This window comes from Clostridium cellulovorans 743B (genome assembly GCF_000145275.1).
GTDB classification, from domain to species: domain Bacteria; phylum Bacillota; class Clostridia; order Clostridiales; family Clostridiaceae; genus Clostridium_K; species Clostridium_K cellulovorans.
In genome coordinates, this window is the sequence record NC_014393.1 from 3,054,439 (window position 1) to 3,076,087 (window position 21,649).

At 30.6% G+C, this 21,649-nt stretch carries 12 protein-coding genes; all 12 read right to left on the minus strand.

Annotated features, from left to right (window positions below; all coding sequences use genetic code 11):
* Entirely contained in the window at positions 1 to 1,188 is a 1,188-nt protein-coding gene (locus CLOCEL_RS12630; protein WP_010075482.1) for an MFS transporter, read from the minus strand.
* Entirely contained in the window at positions 1,172 to 3,076 is a 1,905-nt protein-coding gene (gene abc-f / locus CLOCEL_RS12635) for a ribosomal protection-like ABC-F family protein (RefSeq protein WP_010075483.1), read from the minus strand. Before abc-f ends, CLOCEL_RS12630 begins: the two co-directional genes overlap by 17 nt.
* Positions 3,077 to 3,419: 343 nt before the next feature.
* Positions 3,420 to 3,578: a hypothetical protein gene (locus tag CLOCEL_RS23255; protein WP_010075484.1), complete on the minus strand. Its 159-nt coding sequence runs from the start codon at positions 3,576 to 3,578 to the stop codon at positions 3,420 to 3,422.
* 315 nt (positions 3,579 to 3,893) lie between these two features.
* Positions 3,894 to 5,177: an O-acetylhomoserine aminocarboxypropyltransferase/cysteine synthase family protein gene (locus CLOCEL_RS12640; protein ID WP_010075485.1), complete on the minus strand. Its 1,284-nt coding sequence runs from the start codon at positions 5,175 to 5,177 to the stop codon at positions 3,894 to 3,896.
* A 345-nt stretch (positions 5,178 to 5,522) separates the two neighbouring features.
* Entirely contained in the window at positions 5,523 to 6,149 is a 627-nt protein-coding gene (locus CLOCEL_RS12645; protein WP_010075486.1) for a DUF2812 domain-containing protein, read from the minus strand.
* Between the two features lie 28 nt (positions 6,150 to 6,177).
* Positions 6,178 to 6,492 carry a PadR family transcriptional regulator gene (locus tag CLOCEL_RS12650; RefSeq protein ID WP_010075487.1) on the minus strand — a complete coding sequence of 105 codons (315 nt, stop codon included), beginning with the start codon at positions 6,490 to 6,492 and terminating at the stop codon, positions 6,178 to 6,180.
* Positions 6,493 to 6,851: 359 nt separating this feature from the next.
* Positions 6,852 to 10,571 carry a family 43 glycosylhydrolase gene (locus CLOCEL_RS12655; RefSeq protein WP_010075488.1) on the minus strand — a complete coding sequence of 1,240 codons (3,720 nt, stop codon included), beginning with the start codon at positions 10,569 to 10,571 and terminating at the stop codon, positions 6,852 to 6,854.
* A gap of 766 nt (positions 10,572 to 11,337) precedes the next feature.
* Positions 11,338 to 17,730 carry a family 43 glycosylhydrolase gene (locus tag CLOCEL_RS12660; RefSeq protein ID WP_013291775.1) on the minus strand — a complete coding sequence of 2,131 codons (6,393 nt, stop codon included), beginning with the start codon at positions 17,728 to 17,730 and terminating at the stop codon, positions 11,338 to 11,340.
* Positions 17,702 to 18,022 carry a response regulator gene (locus CLOCEL_RS12665; RefSeq protein ID WP_013291776.1) on the minus strand — a complete coding sequence of 107 codons (321 nt, stop codon included), beginning with the start codon at positions 18,020 to 18,022 and terminating at the stop codon, positions 17,702 to 17,704. The genes CLOCEL_RS12660 and CLOCEL_RS12665 overlap by 29 nt, the downstream gene beginning before the upstream one ends.
* Before the next feature lie 10 nt (positions 18,023 to 18,032).
* The gene (locus tag CLOCEL_RS12670; RefSeq protein WP_010075510.1) at positions 18,033 to 19,067 is read right to left on the minus strand and encodes a response regulator; all 1,035 of its coding nucleotides are present in this window, start codon (positions 19,065 to 19,067) and stop codon (positions 18,033 to 18,035) included.
* Positions 19,039 to 20,244, minus strand: coding sequence for an HDOD domain-containing protein (locus CLOCEL_RS12675; RefSeq protein ID WP_010075511.1), 1,206 nt, complete (start codon positions 20,242 to 20,244; stop codon positions 19,039 to 19,041). The genes CLOCEL_RS12670 and CLOCEL_RS12675 overlap by 29 nt, the downstream gene beginning before the upstream one ends.
* Positions 20,237 to 21,535, minus strand: coding sequence for a PAS domain-containing sensor histidine kinase (locus tag CLOCEL_RS12680; RefSeq protein WP_010075512.1), 1,299 nt, complete (start codon positions 21,533 to 21,535; stop codon positions 20,237 to 20,239). The genes CLOCEL_RS12675 and CLOCEL_RS12680 overlap by 8 nt, the downstream gene beginning before the upstream one ends.
* Positions 21,536 to 21,649: the final 114 nt, after the last annotated feature.

Consider the following 21,649-nt stretch of genomic DNA (forward strand, 5'->3'; position numbering starts at 1 on the left):
TCATTCTCCTCGCTTTATGAATACTATTAGATTAATAATTGCTATAATATTTGCCACTATGGCAAGAATCTCAAATGCCACTTCCAGTGAAAATACATCTCCGAGCTTACCTATAATAGGAAATATAATTATCATATAAAAGCTAAATATCATACTTGCCATAGAAAGAATTGTCGCTCTCTTATCTGACGGTATTAATTTATTTATATAATCACCAACCACAACAAAAATTAAAGATTCAATACAGTTTATAGCTAAGAAAAAAATATAATGGTATCGGCTTAAAGCCACACCCCAAATACATAAGGACATTATTATCGGTAGTACTGCTAGAATAGCTCTTTCTCCAATCTTCTTTTCAATCTTGTGACCTTGAGAAGCTAGGATAGCTGCAGCTAAAGCTGAAATAGCTAAAATTATTCCTATGATTCCCTTAGAGATACCTTTATCTGATAAGTAATTCTGAAAATAAAAGAATATACTTGTATTAAACATAAAAATCCCTTGAGAAGAAAGGATTAAAAATGCTAATCTCTTATTTTTTCTTATAATATTGAAGCTATCCACAACTTGACTTTTTAGTGTATTAAAACTTTTCTCTTGAACTTCCATTTTAATCTTAGGCTCTGTGAAAAATAATGCTTGCACCATTGCTATTATAGTGATAACAATAGATACACCATAAGCATAAATATAGCTATAATTATATAGAAATCCACCAAGAATTAAGCCACAGGTTTGTGCTAGTTGCATTATCACTTCATTTTTTCCAGAAATCTTCATATAACTTTCTTCTTCTCTAATTTCTTTTAAGGAATCATATATAAGCGCGTCTCCTGCACCTGATTCTAAATTGTAGGATAAAGCTGAAAATATAAAGCCTATTACAAAACCAATATAGCTATTTGAATATACTATTAAAATTGCAGATATAAGCTGCACTGCTCTCCCAGCTATTCTACTAATTCTTCTTCCCCATATATCTGCAACAGCTCCCGTAGGTATTTCCATTAAAAATGAAGTTATATGAAATATAGCTTCTAGTATGCCTATTTCCGTTAAAGATAAACCTCTAGAAGCGAGATATATCATCCATACCCCTTGTGTAACCCCAAAGTTATTTAAAAATAAAAACAAGTAATTTTTCGATACATTCTTTTTTAATCCTTCTTTATAATTCATCTTCATTTCCCTCTATCTCCATCCATTTTTCTAAAGCTAAATCTAACCTTTCTTCAGTTATAGCGCGCTCTTTCTCTAGTTCAACCAATTTACCATAATCACTTCCATTACAATTCATTTCAGAGTTTATAGTGTTTAATCTTTCTTCAAGTTCTTGAATGGATTTTTCTAAGGCTTTTACTTCTCTAATTCTGATGTCTAATACTTGTTTTTGAGTTTTTTCCTTAACACTTTTTTTCTTTTCTTGACTATGCACTTCTATAACAATTTTCTTTGCTACTTTTTTCTTTTCCTTATAATATTCATAATCACCAAGGTATTCTATAATCCTTTTGTTTTCTATCTCGCATATCCTTTTTGCAATTTTATTTATAAAATATCTATCATGGGATATAAAAACTATAGTGCCATTAAAATCGCTCAAAGCTTCCTCAAGATTTTCCCTTGAATCTATATCTAAATGATTAGTTGGCTCATCTAATACCAATAGATTAATATCATTTTGGATTAATTTACATAGCATAAGCCTACTTTTTTCACCACCAGAAAGATTTATCACCTTCTTAAACACACTCTCTCCAAAGAATAAAAACTTAGCTAAAATTCCTCTTGCTGGACCCTCTTGAATGCTTATATCTTCCCTAAAAGCCTCAAGAACAGTCAATTCTTCATTGATAAAGGTTACATTCTGAGGAAGATAACCTATTTTTATATTAGAACCGAGTTTTGCTTCTCCAGAATCAACTTCAATTTCTCCCAAGAGAGTCTTGATTAATGTTGATTTTCCACTACCATTGTTACCTATCAATGCTACAGCTTCTCCATAACTAATATTTAAGTTTAAATCTTCTAAAACTTGTTTATTATTAAAAGCTTTATATAAACCCTTAACTTGAACAACATCTTTACCTGATCTCTCTGTATCGTTAAAGTCTAATTTGATTTTCGGTTTATCAATAGAAGGTTTGTCAATTCTCTCTATTTTATCTAACCTTTTTTGCATACTAGCTGCTCTTTTAAAAAACTTTTCATTATCAGCCTCAATAGCCCATTGCCTTAATTGTTTTATAGCCTTTTCCATAGCCTTAATTTTTTTCTGTTGGTCCTTATAAGCTTCAAATTGCTCACAAACTCGTCTCTGCTTCTCTTTAACAAAATAAGAATAATTTCCATTATAAAAATCCGTTTCTCCCTCTTCAATTTCAATTATTTTTGTTACAACTCTATCAAGGAAATATCTATCGTGGGATATAACCATAACACATCCCTTATAACCTTTAAGATATCCTTCTAACCATTCTATTGCTGACATATCTAAATGATTTGAAGGTTCATCAAGGAGAAGAATATCTGGTTTTTGAAGCAGTATTTTTCCAAGAATCGTAATAGTTTTTTCCCCTCCACTTAAGCTTATAAAGTTTCTATTTAAAAAATCTTCATCTAGCTTAAGCCCTGTACATACCTTATTGATATTTTCCTCTATATCATAGCCACCTTCTGCTTCATAGCTTGCACATAACTCACTATATTTTCTTAATGCATGGTCTAACTCTTCTCCAGTTAACTTCCCCATACTTGCTTCAAGCTGTTTTATCTCTTTGTCTATTTCATATTGAAGCTGAAAAGATGTCTTTAATACATCAATTACTTTAAATTTCTTTGGGTAATTAGGAATTTGATCTAAGTACCCAATAGTAGCATTTTTTCTAATAAACATGCTACCTCTATCCATCTTTTCTAGACCTGCTATTATTTTAAAAACTGTAGTTTTACCTGTACCATTTCTTCCTATCAATCCAACTCTTTCACCACTTTGAACTTCAAAAGTAATATTACTAAAAATTCTATTTGCTCCATAATACTTTTCTATTTCTTTTACTGCTAATTCAATCATTATTAATTCCTCCATAATTCTTTTTAAAATAATAAAACCCGAGCAAGTAATACTTACCCAGGTTTCTCTATTTAAAATATTTTAATCCTAGTGAAATTAGTAACTAATAAAAATCACAAATTTCTACCAGTGAAAAAATGTTCACAACAATAAAATCTTATTTCTTCAAGTTTTTAAATATCTTGCAAGTGCTTTATAATTTAATACGCAAGTATACTTAATCTACAATAAAACTTTAATACTCTGTTTTTGATTCTATAATTGAGAAAAAATTATTGTACTTTTCACTATCAAAAATAAAAACCCAGGCAAGTTATACCTTACCTGGGTTTTAAATAACAAATTATATTTCATTACAAGGTAAAGATAACTTACTTCTTTTTAGTGCAATATTCAATTTTGGGCAGACTTCTCCTGTAAAAGTAGCATTTACATGTGTTATTCCAAATAATGCCACTGGTAGTCTATCTAAAATTGTATTTACTAAAAAGACCTTAGCCATGGTTTTACCTCCATAATTTTCTAATAAAATAATATATTTTAATACTTCAATAGTTATTATATTTGTTCCATCAAAGTTACTTTTTAACTTATATCACTTATGATTATTGAACAAAGTCTTAAATGTAGTTTCATCTTTAAGGCTTGTATATGATAAAACCGTCTTAGTTATATAAACTAATTATGAAGCATACAAATAAAATTTTACACTAATTTTATCCTATTATCAATAATTAAATATTAGAAAAATATCTAATATACTAAAAAATGCCTCTGTTGTTACACAGAGGCAAGATAATTGCAAAATTTTAAATTATTAAAATGCTTGAGATAAATCGTAGATTATATCATCAATATGCTCTGTTCCAATAGAAAGACGAATTGTGTTTGGCTTTATTCCTTGTTCTAATAACTCTTCTTCATTTAATTGTGAATGCGTAGTACTTGCTGGATGAATTACTAATGACTTAACATCTGCAACATTTGCAAGTAATGAGAATACTTCTAATTTATCAATAAATTCTTGTGCTTCTTTAGCTCCACCTTTTACTTCAAAAGTAAATATAGAACCTCCACCATTTGGATAATACTTATTGTATAGATCATTATTTGGATGATCAGACAATGATGGGTGATTTACTTTCTCAACCTGAGGATGCTTACTTAAAAAATCTACTACTTTTAAAGCATTTTCTACATGCCTTTCTAATCTAAGTGAAAGTGTTTCTAATCCTTGTAATAGTAAAAATGCATTAAATGGACTAATTGCTGCACCAGTATCTCTTAATATTACAGCTCTTATTCTAGTTACGTATGCTGCTGCTCCAACTACTTCTGCAAATTTAATTCCATGATAGCTTGGATCTGCTTCAGTTAATTGTGGGAATTTTCCTGAACCTATCCAATCAAATTTTCCTGAATCTACAATTACACCACCTAAGGATGTTCCATGTCCTCCGATAAACTTAGTTGCTGAATGAACAACTATATCTGCACCATGTTCAATTGGTCTGAAAAGATATGGTGTTCCAAAAGTGTTATCAACGATTAATGGAATTTTATGTTTGTGAGCAATTTCTGCTAATTGGTCAACATCTATAATATTTGAATGTGGGTTTCCTAATGATTCTATAAATATCGCTTTTGTATTATCTTTAATTGCATTTTCGAAGTTTTCTAAATTATCTGGGTCCACAAATGTTGTAGTTACTCCACGTTCCACTAAGGTATGTGCTAGTAAATTATATGTTCCACCATATATAGTTTTAGCTGCTACTATATGATCTCCTGCCTTTGTTATATTTTCGAATGCATATGTTATTGCTGCTGCTCCTGATGCAACTGCAAGACCTGCTACTCCACCTTCTAATGCTGCAACACGTTTTTCCAAAACATCTTGTGTAGAATTTGTTAAACGTCCATATATGTTACCTGCATCTGCTAATCCAAATCTAGCTGCTGCATGTGCTGAATTTTTAAATACATATGAAGTAGTTTGGTATATTGGTACTGCTCTTGCATCTGTTGCTGGGTCTGGATTTTCTTGTCCTACATGTAATTGTAATGTTTCAAATTTAAAAGTTCTTTCTTGTTTACTCATAATTTTCTCCTCCAATATCTTTTAATATCCTATATATAATCTATTTATTTATATTTCAACCTTTGGCCAATAAATAAAAAACTATGTAGCAATACTCATTAATATATATTCATCAATATAACAAAAACGAATTATATCATTTCTTATTATTCCTATAAACTTGCTGTGTTACTAAGTAAATTATAGTATACATACCTATAATAAGTCAATAAGTTTTAGTAATTTTATCGGAAAAATACAAAAGTCATTTCAAAGTGTTAATAATACTAAACTTTCATTAAATAAACCTTAGTAAAAAATCACTTTAAAATGACTATTATCAATATCCCATTAATATATACTTAATTAAAAACTTCTGTTTTCTCTTTTAGCTTCTGTATATAGTTTTTTAGCTTTTATTGCAAATATGATATATAAAATCACTATTACCAAGAGGAATGCCCATGAGAAACCTCTTAAAATAACAAACGGAGTTTCAAATAAGAAAGAGAACCAAAAATTTGTTCCTTTTTTCTCCCACAACTCTGGTGTAAGATATAATAATTTGGGATTCAAAATCTTATTAATATCTATAGTACCATTGGAAAAATTCATTACTAAAAGAGGTATAAATGGAACTGAAGTACTTAACCACATATTAGATACCCTTTTATATTTTCCTGCCTTTGAAGCACTATCTGAAAAAATATCATCGTCTGTATAATCATTTATTCTTTTAAAATATTGTGTTCCTGACCATTGAGTACCTGCTATGTGATTCCAACCACTATCTTCAAATAGCGTACAGTAATCAATGAAATCCTTACGTTTATTAAAAGTTCTATAATCAATCCGTATAATTACATCTTCTGGTTCCGTTTTTAAGAATTCATATCCTAAGGTAGCATTAACGAACTTATAACCTTTTTTAGCCATATCCTTTAACCATTTTTCTTCCTTTGAATAATCAATAAAATACTTAAATACTTTCATTAAAATTCTTCCTTTCAATTATTGAATTTTATTCATTTAAGTTTTCTTTTGTTATTTCAATCATATGCTTCATTCTTTCAAAATCCAGCCTTAAAACCGACTTACCTTTTTTAGTAATTTCATATACTTTCCTACGTTTATCTTCACTTTCAACTGGTATTATAAATTTTAGTTTCATCAAATTTTCGATAGCTCCATATAACGTTCCTGCAGCTAATCTAACTTGATTGTTACTGAGTTCTTCTATCTTCTGCATAATCATATACCCATGGGCAGGCTCTAATAGAGCTAAAAGTATATAATATGTGGTTTCTGTTAATGGTAAGTTTTTATCTCTATTCATGAACTCCTCCAATTATTAAGTGTAACTATACAGTTAGACTGTATAGTTACATTATATACAGTTAAACTGTATATTGCAATAGCTAACTTCATAATTTTGTTAATTTTTAAAATCACTTCGTTTTACTGGTTAATAATTTCTTACTTATTCAGAACTTAAATAAGAAGTTTTTCCTTATGTATATATCATTTCTTAATCTTCATATAACGTTACTTCTTTAAGAATAATATAAAATTCATAAAGTAATTCGTTTCATTAACAAAAATAAAAACACAGGATACAAATCGTACCCTGTGTTTTTTACATCCCTTTGTCATTTTGTAATAATCAATAGCAATGAGTATATTTACTTTTAATTACTATGCATCTTTTTTTCTTGAAATTAACACTATTCCTAATCCAGATAGAATTATTATCAATCCAGCAACTAACAATAGGCTGCTATCAACAAAGCTACCTGTTTGTGGAAGAATAACACTAGTAGTATTTGATGTATTACTAGTTCCAGTTGCTTGAGTTTTTTCTGCTATAATAAAGTCACTAAAGTGAGGTGTTTTAAAAGTTATTTTGTTGCCATCAATAGTTGTTTCCATTTCCTCATAACTCTTTGTAACATCGTTATAATATAGAACTACAAGCTTGTTTTTATCTAAACCATTTAGCTGTTCATCTGTTAAATTAACAGATACTTCAACCAATCCACTTGCAAATTGGTGGATTACAGTTTCTTCTGTACCATTTACAACCAACATTTCAAAGCTGAATACCTTATTTATACCTTTAAGATCCTTATATAAATCACTATTTTCTTTTATAGTTGTTCTAAATATTACTTTTGAATTATCCTTTAATAATGATTTATCAATAACCTCATAAGGTAATTTTATATACATATCGCTTCCTAAGTTTATTACAAGATTTCCAGTTCCATCTTTTATTGAATTAATGTCATTGATAGTTACTTCTGTAAGAACATCCATAGCTTCTTTTGCAAGAGTTATCACAGTGTCACCATTTTTATTGTCAATAACATTAACTACTACTGGTAATACATTATCAACAACAGGCTTAATAATAATCTTTTCTATATCTCCTGTATTATCTCCACCAGTTGCATCATCACCTGTACCATCTGTATTGTCTCCACCAGTTGTAGTTGCTTGTCCACTTATTATAACTTCTGCAACTCCTGATACATTTGAACCATCATTTGCTAGAGCCACAACTTTTACAGTACCATCTTTAACAGCTGTTAATACTCCTGTCTCACTAATAGTTGCTAAATCTGTAGCATTACCATCTAAGCCAACAACTGACCAAGTTACTGAAGCGTCAGTAGCGTAAGTTGGATTAACTGTTGCAATTAATTGAAGACTTCCACCTTTTTCTGTGATGTTTAAAACATTATCCCCTGTAGAAACTGTAATTCCAGTTACTTTTGTTACAATCGATTCTACTTGTTTACCCCAAACTGCTGTGTTCCCTTGATTATAACCAGTAAACACAACTGTAGGAGCCCAATTTTCATAATCCCATGCTGGAAGTACCTTTACAGTATCCACCCAATAATCTCCTGGTGCAACACCTGGCGCATAATAATTAAGAGTTACTGTATTATCTCCTGTAAGTTCCCAATAACTTTGTCCATTTTCATCATTTATTTTCCCATTTGGATATAAAGTTATATCAGTAGAAGTAAGTTTGTTGTTGTTTAATCTGTTTTGTACAATTGTTTGCCATTTTCCTGGGATTAAGCTTTGATCGATCTTTTGTTCAACTTCTCCAGCATATCTCTCTGGTGAAACCATTGGTTTACCTTCTGCTGACCAAACAATTTTTCTTACCTGTAAATATGACCAGTTTTTATCAGCGCCACCTCTAGCATGATGAACAAGATAGAAGTTCCCGTTGTCATTTAACACTGAGTTATGACCTGGTGCTATCCAACCTGGATCAGTACCAAAAGCATAGCTTCCTATTAATTTTGTACCAATATCGTATAATGCATCTCTATCTGTTGGCGTATTCATCATTGAATTTCCACTTAAATCTGTATAAGGTCCAGTTATACTATCTGACCAAGCAACTCTGACATTATAATCAACAGCTAAGTCGTCATAAGACATAAATAGATAGTATTTTTTGAATTGAGGATTATACACAATATATGGTGCTTCCATATTTTTTCTAGTTCCCGAAGCTGATATTTGTGTGCCTTTACCTGGTGTCAATAATTTTCCTGTTGTCGTATCTATTTTTGACACAAATAACCCGCTAAAGAATGAACCATAAGATAACCATAAATCACCATTAGCATCAGTAACTATATTAGGATCTAACGCATTATCTGTATCAACTCCTAATTTAGTCTTGTAAACCTCGCCTTGATCTATCCAAGGACCTTCAATGGATTTACTTGTTGCTAGACCAATAAATGAAGTATTTGTTCCGAATGCTGAAACAGTATAATACAGATAGTAAGTATCGCCAAGCTTCACAACATCTGGTGCCCACATATTTTCTGCATTTGGAGACCAAGCTTTAGCAGCAGCAGGAATTTCATTAAACACTCTTCCAACCCACTGCCAATTAATAAGATCTTGAGATTTTCTTACCTGTAGTCCAACTCCTGTTGGTCCACCTACTTTATAGTCAGTTGAGAATACATAATACCAATCTCCATCTTTAAAAATTGAAGGATCATGAGTATTACTTGTTCCCCAAGCAGCTTCATTGTTTATATTTGGTACATCATATAAAAGTGGTTCATTTGGCGCTTGTGGAGCTATTGCTGCTAATTTTTCGTTAGCAACATAGGCTTGTCCTGTAATTGAAACTGTCATCTTTGCAGTTGCACCAGAACCATCTTTAGCTGTAGCAGTTACAACTACATTGCCATCTTTTCTTGCAGTAAGTATTCCATTAGTGTCTATTGAAGCAATATTAGTTATATTTCCATTTGTATCGGTAACTGACCAAGCTACAGATGTATCTGTTGCATTACTTGGTGATGCTGATGAAATCATTTGTAATTTACCAGCTTTAGTATCAATAGAATTTTTTCCTTCTGCTCCACTTAAAGATAATGAGTCAACCTTTTGAGTAATAGCAATTTTTGCTGAACCAGTTACTGCTTGGTTACTTTTTGCTGTAGCAACCACCATTACAGTTCCTACTTTTGCACCTGTAAGCAATCCGTTACTATCTATTGTTGCTAAATCAGTGCTTGTCCCATCTAAATTTACTACAGACCAGTTTACAGCTTCATTAGTTGGTCTAACTACAGCTGTCATTTGTAATGTTCCACCTATTGTATTGATCTTATTCTCATTTCCAGCACCATAAACTTCTACTGTGCTTTGTTCTTGAACTAAAGTGCTCAAACTCGACACCTCAGTAGCAGATAAAGCTCTATTGTATATTCTAAATTCATCCATTTGTCCAATTAGTAATGGGTCGTTAAATTTAGATTTACCAATATAGTTTTCAGTAGACCCTACTATACCACTTGGCTTATTTGTTGCATCAGTTTTTCTTGCTACTTCTACACCATTTTCATAGTATATCAATGTATTATTTGATAATGTTACTGTTACATAAACCCATTGATTATTTACCTGTACTCCAGCCGGTGCTAAATCTTGTGGAGTCGAATTAACATTTAGTCCTACATGTTTATTCTTACTTAAAAAGAAGAAATTATTAGCATCTTGTCCAAAGTCAAAAACTCTTGCCCAATCAAAAGAATTACTTTCGTAATTTACCCAAGTTGAAACAGTAATATCACTCAAGTTATCTAATAAACCATTAGGCAATTTAACATAACTACTTCCATCCAAATTTAGTGAACTACCTATTTTCCCTTGTGTATTAATAGTTGCATTTCCAAAAACAGTACCATCATTGCTATTTCCTGAAATATCAACTACCTTATTATTAACTATATCGTTAAAAGCATAATTAAGAACTAATCCATTTTGAAGGGTATCTACTGTTACAGCCTTAACAGCTGGGAATACTGATACCGTATTAATCGTAACCATAAACGCAGTTAAACATCCTAAAAATTTTTTTAACAATCGTCTTCCCCCTTATGATTATATTTTAGATAAACCTAAATCAAATATTAAAAACCCTCCCTCCTTTAATAAATATAGCAAAACAAGAAAATCGCTATATCCAAAAAATATAAACGTTTTTACGAAAAACTTTCATTAATAATAATAACTCGATTAAAGAAAATTCTTGCATATTTAACACACTTTCTAACTCAACTCATTAAGTGATCTATCTGATCCTTGCTAGTTTCATTATATACCACCAGAAAATCCACTTTAATTTCTCCTGAGAAAGGGAAACGTTTACGACAAAGTTAGATGTATTTGGTTATATCGCCCTAATTTATTTTATTTCTTTATAAATTCATTATAATTGTAGCTTTATCTTTTGTCAATTTATATTTTATATAAACATGAACCGTTTTATGTTTGTTTGTATTTACATACCAAAATCACCAACCCACCCCCGCATATATTGATCTTTATCAATTATTTTTTTATCTATTATGAATCAAATCAATTATTTTTTTATCTATTATGAATCAAAGGTAATTAAATGATTTTTAATTCTTCTATCGCTTCATTACAATTCTTCTTTAGGTTAATAGCTTTCAAATATTAACAATGATATATTTTTTGTTGATATCTGGAATACTACAACTTATTATTAACATAAACCTTTATACTCAAAGTTAAAATAATTTACTGAACATAAAAAGACACAGAGCACGCTTGCACCCTGTGTCTTTTACATTTTTTTAACCGTAATTATATGATAATTTAATTATCATCCTCGTATTGATTTTTTTCTTGATATTAGAACTACTCCTAAACCAAAGAGATAAATTATTATTCCACCTAATAATAATAGGTTACCATCAACAAAGCTACCTGTCTGAGGAAGAATAACGCTAGTTTTTTCTGTTGTTTGAGGTACACCACTAGTATTATCTGTTGTTTGAGGCGTTTGAACTACTGATTTTTCAGCAATAATAAATTCGCTGAAATGAGGAGTCTTAAAGGTTACTTTATTACCATTAACTACAGTTTCCATTTCCTCATATTTTTTTGTACTTTCGTTATAATATAAAACTACAAGTTTATTCTTATCTAAACCTTTCAAATCTTCATCTGTTAGGTTTATAGAAACTTCAGCTAATCCACTTGCAAATTGATGAATTACTGTTTCTTCTGTTCCATTTACAACTACCATTTCAAAGCTGAATACTTTATTTATTCCCTTAAGATCTTTATATAAATCACTATTTTTCTTTACATGCGTTCTAAATATTATTTTAGCTCCATTCTTTAATAATGATTTATCAATAAGGGTATAAGGTAATTTTATAGTCATATTATTTTCTAAATTAACTATAAGATTTCCTGTTCCAGTTAATATAGAATTGATATCATTAATTGTTATATCTGTGATTTCATCAATAGCTTTGTTATCAAGATTTATAACAGTATTTCCATCTTTGTTATCAATAACATTAACTATTACTTGTAATACTCCATCTACTACAGGTTTTATTATTATTTTTTCTGTATCTACTGGCTTATCGTCTGGATTAACAACAGTTGCTTGTCCTGATATTTTGATTTCTACAGTTCCAACAACCCCTGAACCATCATTAGCTGTAGCAACAACTTTTACGCTACCATCTTTAACAGCTGTCAATACACCTGTTTCATCGATAGTTACTAAATCTGTAGCATTACCATCTACTCCTACAACTGACCACGTTACAGAGCTATCATCAGCATAGCTTGGGTTAACTTCTGCTATCATTTGAAGTTTTCCACCCTTTTCTGAGATAGATAAAAGATTTTCTTTTGTTGAAACTTTTATTTCAGTTACTTTTGCATTAATTTCTCCTACTTGTTTTCCCCATACTTCTGTATTTGCTTGATTATATCCAGTAAATACTAATGTAGGTTTCCAGTTTTCATAATCCCATGCTGGAAGAACTTTAACTGTATCTACCCAGTAATCTCCTGGTGCTTTACCTGGATCATAATAATTAAGAGTTAATGTATTATCTCCTGTAAGCTTCCAGAAACTTTGTCCATTTTCATCATTGATCTTTCCATTTGCATATAAGGTTATATCCGTAGAAGTAAGTTTGTTGTTATTTAATCTGTTTTGTACAATTGTTTGCCATTTTCCAGCAATTAAACTTTGGTCAATTTTTTGTTCTTGTTCTCCAGCATATCTTTCTGGTGAAACTGCTGGTTTACCATCTGCTGACCAAACAATTTTTCTAACTTGTAGATATGCCCAGTTCTTATCAACCCCACCTCTAGCGTGGTGAACAAGATAGAAGTTGCCATTATCATTTAATACAGAATTATGACCTGGTGCCATCCAACCTGGATCATTTCCAAAAGCATAACTTCCTATTAATTTTGTACCAATATCATATAATGCATCTCTATCAGTTGGAGTTTCCATCATTGATTTTCCATTTAAATCTGTATATGGACCATCTATTTTATCTGACCATGCAACTCTAACATTATAGTCTACACCTAAGTCATCGTAAGACATAAATAAATAGTATTTTTTAAATTCTGGATTGTACACAATATATGGTGCTTCCATATTCTTTCTTGTTCCAGTAGCTGATATTTGTGTACCCTTTCCTGGAGTCACTAATTTTCCTGTTGTCTTATCTATTTTTGATACAAATATTCCACTAAAGAATGAACCATAAGCAAGCCACAAATCACCATTGGCATCAGCAACTATGTTAGGATCTAAAGCATTATCAGTATCAATGCCTTTCTTAGTCTTGTAAACTTCACCTTGGTCTGTCCATGGACCTTCAATTGATTTACTTGTTGCAACACCAATAAAGGAGTTATTAGTTCCAAAACCTGAAACAGTATAGTATAAGTAATAAGTATCACCTATCTTCACAACATCTGGAGCCCACATATTTTCAGCACCTGTAGCCCAAGCTTTAGCTGCTCCTGGAATTTCAGTGAACGCTCTTCCAACCCATTGCCAATTAATAAGATCTTTAGATTTTCTTACTTGAAGACCAACACCAGTTGCTCCCCCTACTTTATAATCTGTTGAGAATACATAGTACCATTCTCCATCTTTAAAGATAGAAGGATCATGTGTATTGCTTGTTCCCCAAGCTGCATCATTATTTATATTTTCTACATCATATAAAAGTGGTTCATTTGGTTCTTGAGGGCATATCGCTGCTAATTTTTCATTTTCAACGATTGTTTGTCCTGTAATAGTTATGTCTAATTTTGCAGTTACAGCAGAGCCATCCTTTGCTGTAGCTACTGCAAATACGCTTCCATCTTTTCTAGCCTTAACAACACCATTTTCATCAATTGTAGCAACATTTGTTATCTTTCCATCAGCATCTGTAAGTGCCCAAGTTACAGTTTTATCAGTAGCGTTACTTGGTAAAGCTTTTGACATTACTTGTAACGTTCCACCTTTAGTAGTTATAGAGGCCTTTCCTTCTGCGCCACTTAAAGTTAATGAATCAACCTTTTGGGTAATAACAACCTTTGCAAATCCATAAACTGAAGAGTCACTTTTTGTTGTAGCTACTACCATTACAGTTCCAGTCTTTTTACTTGTAAGTAATCCATTAGCGTCAATTGAAGCTAAGTCAGTAGTTCTTCCATCTAAATCTACAACAGCCCAATCTACTGATTCACCACTTGGTGTTACTGTTGCTGCCATTTGTAATGTGTCACCAACTGTATCTATTTTATTTACACCAGTTGTGCTATAAACTTCTACAGTATTTTGAGGAGCTAAAGTATTTAATTGTGTTATTTCTGAAGCAGATAACGCTCTGTTGTATATTCTAAATTCATCCATTTTTGCTTTTAATAATGGATCGCTAAACTTAGATTTACCAATATAATTTTCAGTAGCAGCTTTTAAACCACTTGGTTTATTTGTTACATCTGTTTTTCTCGCAACTTCTACTCCATTTTCATAATAAATCATTGTATTGTTTGATAATGTAACTGCCACATGTATCCACGTATCATTCACCTGTGCTCCAGCTGGTGCTAAGTCTTGTGGAGTTGAGTTTACATTTAATCCAACATGTTTGTTCTTACTTAAGAAGAAGAAGTTATTGCTGTTACTTCCAAAGTCAAAAACCCTTTCCCAATCAGCTGATCCAGATGAGTATTTTACCCATGTAGCTATAGTAATATCATTTAAATCATCTAATAAGCCGTTTGGTAGTTTAACGTATCCATTTCCATCAAGATTTAACCCTTGTCCAAACTTGCTGTCATTTGATAGATTTGCTGAATTCCCTAAAGTTCCGTTATTACTATTTCCTGATAAATCCGTAAGAGAAGAACCTACCTTATTATCAAAGTTATAATATACTTTTAGTCCAGTTTTTAAAGAATCTTCTGCTGTACCTTTCTTTATTCTTAATACAGCTACTGAATTTTCTTTTGCTGTATAAGTAAAGTTTTTTGAAAGTCCATAGATATTATTCTTTACACTAGTAACTTTAGTTTTGCTTGCAAAACTATTAACATCTGCTTGACTTGCTGATGAAACTATTTCTTCAGTACCTTGAGCTTTTACGTTATCAACACCGTTAAGATTAATTTTTACATCTTTAGCAGTTGCCGTAGTATTAACAACTTTAACAATTATATCGCCAGTCTTTGAATCAACGCTTGATGAAGTGTAAACATCTTTTTCTAATATTTCATCATTGAATTCGTTAGTTAACACACCATCAATATAACACTTAATGCTACTTCCGTTTACTTCTATTTTAATGTCATATTCTTTACCAGTAACAACATTACCGTTATATGGAGCTGGAGCTTCACTAACAACTGCTTTAGTGCCATTTAAGGATTTTTCCATTACAGTTCTTGAGTTATTCCATCCACCAATATTTAACCAATAGAAGTTACTTGTATCTCTTGCACCTACACCAATTAAGAAACCTTCATTACCGCTAGTCTTTTTAGCCTTTACACTTAAAGTGTAGTTTTGCCACTTATCATTATTAATATAAGTTCTACAATCTTCTAAAAGATCAGTTAGAACTAGCTTACCATCTTTAACAGTCCAATTTCCTGTTCCTTTTTTCCAATCAGTTTTAGCAGTACTAAAATCGTCTGAGAAGATTACTTGATTTGTTGTATTATCTTTTACAACAACATCATCATATTCTACACCTGACATCCATGATCCCAGTACGATTCCACCTTTTATATCATCTTCTATAGTTTTATATCTATTCATTGATGATTCAAGTAATTGTGTACCAGTGTTTGTACTAAATAATTTTTGTACATAATAGTTAGGAGTTGCATAACTTTCAGCACCATTGAACCAAATCATATCTGGACTCCATTGAGTGTCATCATCTTTTGCAAATAATGGTGCATATGATGCCATCTTTACAACATCAGAGTTCTTTTCTATTCCAGTAAGATATGCAGCCTCAGCTAACGCTGATTTTAAAGTATTACTTTTTGAAGCATATTCACCTATAAATACCTTTGCTCCATTTCTGTCAAAGTTGTCATATCTATGGGTATTTTCAAGGAACCATTGTGGATCCATGTAGTAATGCTCATCAACTATTGTGTCATTAGCTTTTTGTTTTATCCAATTCCAAGCATTTGTGTATTCCGTTCCACTAGCTGAAGGTCCTGAAGTAGAAATTAAGGTGATTTCTGGATGTTTAACTTTTAATACGCTTTGGAAAGCTTCAAATCTAACATAGAAATCATTTCCCCATTGCTCATTTCCTACAGATAAATATTTAAGATTAAATGGCTCCGGATGTCCACTTGCAGCTCTCTTAGCTCCCCAAGTTGTTGTAACATCACCATTTGCATATTCGATTAAATCTAAGGCATCTTGTATATACTTGTCTAATTCATTTAATGGAACTAAATATGAGCTTACTCCATTAACACCTCTAGCTTGACAAGTCATTCCAACGTTTACAACAGGCACTGGAACCGCACCTAAATCCTCACAAAGTTGAAAATATTCATAATATCCCAATCCATAAGATTGATAATATCCCCAGATATTTTCATTTAACTTTCTTTCTTCAACATTTCCAATTGTATCCTTCCAATTGTACATGTTTTCTTTTGTACTACCTTCAATTACGCACCCCCCAGGGAAACGTAAGAATTTTGGTTCCATATCATCAATTAATTGAACTAAATCTTTTCTTAATCCATACTTTCTTCCCTTCCAAGTATCTTGAGGGAATAAAGAGATCATATCAAGATTTATTTTTCCAGCATCTTTTTTGTAAACTACTAACTTTGCTTTTAAAGTATCACTATTAGCAGTTAATGTACCTTCATACTTTGTCCAATTGTTAGTAAAACCATTAATAGTTACTGTATTTGATAATACAGTTCCATCTTCTGCTTCTAATCTAACTAATAAATCTCCAGATGTATTATCTACATCTCTAGCCCATACTGAAAAATCATATACGCTGTCTTTTTTGATTGATATACCTTTGTAACCATCATTAACTATTCTAAAGCCATCACCAGCAGCAGTAGAATCAAATTCTAAATAATGAGTATTATTTGAGTTTAATGGATTTACATTTTTAACCGTTAAAGTTCCATTACTTGTACCTTTTTTATCAATAGTCCAAGAATCAAGAGATGTTTTAAATTCAAAGGAACTATTCTCAACAAGTTCAGCATATAAACCACCATCAGCACCGTGGTTTATATCTTCAAAGAACAATCCAACTAATGTATCACTAATGTCAAACTTCTCTTTATCAACATTTACATCTAGTAAATAATTTGGCACTCCACTTGGTAATACTGTAGCAGTAAAAGTTTTTGTGTCAACAGCATTTCCCTTAGAAAGAGTAGCAGTAAGTGTTACCTCCGCAGAATTACTTCCACTAGGATTTGTTACTATTCCATCATTATTAATTACAGCTTCATCACTTGAAGACCAAGCTATGGTTACGCCTTTATCTCCAGTTTTAAGCAACTGTAAGTCGCTCGTAACTTCACTTAAATCGCCAAGTTCTAATGAACTTTTTGCATTAGCAACTAATTCTGTATCAGTTACACTTTGCATCATTAGGCTGTAAACCTCATCACTTGATAAAGCTCTATTGTATATTCTAAAATCGTCTATTTTTCCTCTTAACATTAGCTCCTAATTCAAAACTTTTCTCTAAATACTTTTTATCAGTAATAGATGTAAACATTATAATGATTATATTTTTTTTACTTTTCCTAATTGTTTCTAAGGTTTCTATTCCCGTTAATCCTGGCATAACTATATCTAATAGAATAATATCTACATTTTCAGAATCTATTATGTTAAGAGCTTCTTCTCCAGAGTTTGCAGTTATAGTACTACAATTGATGCCACTAGTACTTATTACTTCTTGAGCTGTTATTATATTAAATTTACTATCATCTACAATAAGTATTTTCATGTTACCCTCCCTAACTTTGAACTTGGAAGTTGGTATTAACAGTTATCAAAAGTTTTTCAGTATTAATGATTAATTTAGCACCAATAATTTTACATATTTCCTCTAATAAATTTATTATTATTTTTGCTTGTATATCATTACTTAATTCTTCCATACTACTTTTATTTTTTATCAATAAATTTATACATAAGCTATTAGTATTTATTATATCTATGATGATATCCTGGTTATCACAATGATTACTAACTATATTAATAATGCTATCCAATACCATAGTAAAGGTTTTTTTATTGCCCCAATATGTGATATTTTTTATTGATTCATTCTGAAATATTATATTTGCACCTGATTCTTTGACTTTATTAAATCTATCATTGAATATACTTATAGTAAAAGATTCTTTAATCGTCGGAACTGTATCTATATATTCAAAAAAAGTCTTGTCTAACAAACTGTTGATTTGCTTTTTTACCTGATTGCTATTATTTGTTTCACTAGTACCTTTAGAATTTATATCTTTCAAATTCAGAAATTTTCTTGTTATTATCTTTATTGCTCCAATATCTGCTTGATTATTTCTTATTAACATATTGTTGTTATCAAGCATCTTTTTATATAGCTTATTCTTTTCTTCTAACTGAGACTTTATTATTTCATTTTCTTTTTTTAAAGAATAATACTGTAAGGCTTCTTTGATTGCGGGAAGGAATTCTCTTTCATTATCCCAAGGCTTTGTTATATATTTAAACACACCTACTTTGTTTACCGTAGCAATTACTTGAGGTATTTGAGCATAACCAGATAAAACCATTCTTATAGTATTAGGGGAAATTTCTTTAACTTTATCTAGTAATTCTAACCCGTTCATCTTAGGCATTCTCATGTCTGTAACTATAACTGATATTTCATTGTCTTCAAATAAAGCTAAAGCTGCTTCTCCATTTGTAGCAATCAAAGTTTTAAATTCTTCACCAATAGTAGCTCTCCTTATAGAATTAAGTATATTAACTTCATCATCAACAAAAAGGACATTGAGCATATCCATTCTTATTCTCCCCCTTCGTACACTGCATAGCAATTGATTCACATTCAATTTCAGATATTTCTAAATACTCAAATACTTCTCTATGCAGCATAGGAGTGTATTTAGTGTCCATTATTTTCCATGCATAATAATCTGCTATATGAACCATTGATACTAATTCTCTATTGATATCACTGCTTAACATAGGATTATGATGGTACAATGTTGTTTCTACAATCGCATAAGGTATATCCCACCAAAGTAACAAATATCCACCTAATTCTTCATGTGAAATATGAAATTTCTCTCGCTCTAGGTTATTCATAGTCTTTAAATCATAGGTATCTGCCCCTATATATATTTCGTTGTATTCTTCATTGAATATTTTTGAAAAAGCCACCTTTCCAATATCGTGCAATAATCCAGCAGTAGCATAATATTCTGGAATTTTCTTTTTTAATAGCTTTTTATATAACTCATTAAGTATTATATTTGCAAGATTAGAATGATCCCATATCGCTTGTTTATTAAATAAATCATTTTCATCATTAAAAACTTCACTGGTAGTTATAATCGTCTTTAAATTAACCAACCCTATATTCAAAACTGCTTTCTTTATTGACGCTGTTTTCAATCCATAAAAAGCAGAATTAACAATTTTCAACACTTGTGAACTTATAGTAATGTCTGATTCTATAAGTTTTATAATATCATTAATATCAGAATCCTCTTGTTCTATAATCTCATTAACCTTCATCAAAACTGATGGAATAGTTGGAAGCTTGCCAATTTCCTTGATGTATTTTAATGAAAGATTATTATTGAGTAATTCTTCTGTTTTAAAAACATCATCTATTGCTTTTCTAAAATCTTCTTTTTTCCATGGCTTAGTAATGAATAATTTAGCCAAGTTGCTATATATTGATTTGATTACTATGTTCTCATCTGTATAACCACTTAAAATTACTCTAGTAGTTGAAGGATATAATTCTTTTACTTTTTTCAGTAATTGATATCCATCCATTTCTGGCATTCTCATATCTGTTACTAATAAATCTATATGCATATCCGATAATATATCTAATGCTTCATGTCCACCTAACGCAAAATATGTATCATATGAACTATCAAAAAATTCCCTTCTAATTGAGTTTAGTATAGCTTTTTCATCATCTACAAAAAGAATTGATTTATTCATTAGTAACTCCTTCATCTTCTTTTTCTAATAAGATAGGAAGTTTAATTGTAAACTTAGCTCCAATACCTAAAGTGCTTTCTACTTCTAACTTTCCTCTATGTTTATTTACTATTGTGTCATAAGCAATACTAAGTCCAAGACCCGTACCTTTTCCTATTGGTTTCGTAGTATAAAAAGGTTCAAAAATTTTATTTTGTACTTCTTTGGGGATTCCCGTACCATTGTCTTCTATAACACAACTTACATAATCATTTTCACAATAAGTTTTTATTGTTAACTGACCAAAAAAATTAGGATCTATCTTTTGCTGTTTTTCTTTTATGGCATGAGATGCATTGATAATTATGTTTAAAATTGTCTGATTAATTTCATTTCCTTGCGCTTGTACAAATGGTATTTCTCCTAACATTACTTCCACTGTAGCATTGTATTTAAGTTCATTTTTGGCAATAACTAATGTCTGTGTTATTCCCTCATTAATATCATATTGTTGAAATTCTCCCTCTACCGTTGAATGAGCAAAATTTTTCATTGCAACTACTATTTTCCTCACTCTTTCAATTCCATCTTCAGTGTCTTTAAATAATTCAACAATATCACTAGTTATAAAATCTAAATCTACTTTTCTTTCTTCTTTATTAAGACGTTCTATTGCCTCCTCTGAAAAGCCTTCAGTTTTGAAACTGTTAATTAGATTTTTATAGGAATTAATAATTAAGAACAATTTATCAATATATTTTTCTAAAGTCCCAAAATTGCTTATAATAAACCCCAAAGGGTTATTTATTTCATGGGCTATCCCAGCAGAGAGCTGTCCTATATTGGCCATTTTATCTTCTTGTATCATACTTAATTGGACGTTACTCAACGCTTCATAGCTTTCTCGGAGCTTTTTATCTTTTTCTTCTAAATCATGTATTAATCCATGTGTATTAGCCACATCTTTGCAAATCAATATATATTTTATAATCTTTGTAAATTCATCTAGCGTGGGACAAACTATTACTTCTAATCTAAAAGTTTTTTTATTCTTATCTACTGCTATCAGTTCACCCATCCAGGTTTTTAAAGCTATAACATACTTACTTTTAGTATTCTCAAAAACACCTTGAAAATTATCATCTAGTAAAAATAGTTGGCCTATAGACAATCTTAACAATTCATCACAGGAGTAATTCCAGCTTTTTTCAGTTTGTGGATTAACATCTTCTATATTTCCTTCTGAATCTGTAACTATTATAGAATCACTAATGTATTTCTTTATATTTTTATACATATAGTTTATATCCATAAATATTACCTCCACTTTTTCTACAGATTATTTCAAATCACTTCATTTTTACATTGCGATTACTCTCATGATTCTATTATGTTCAACATTAATCTGTTTTATTTTATTGCTTAA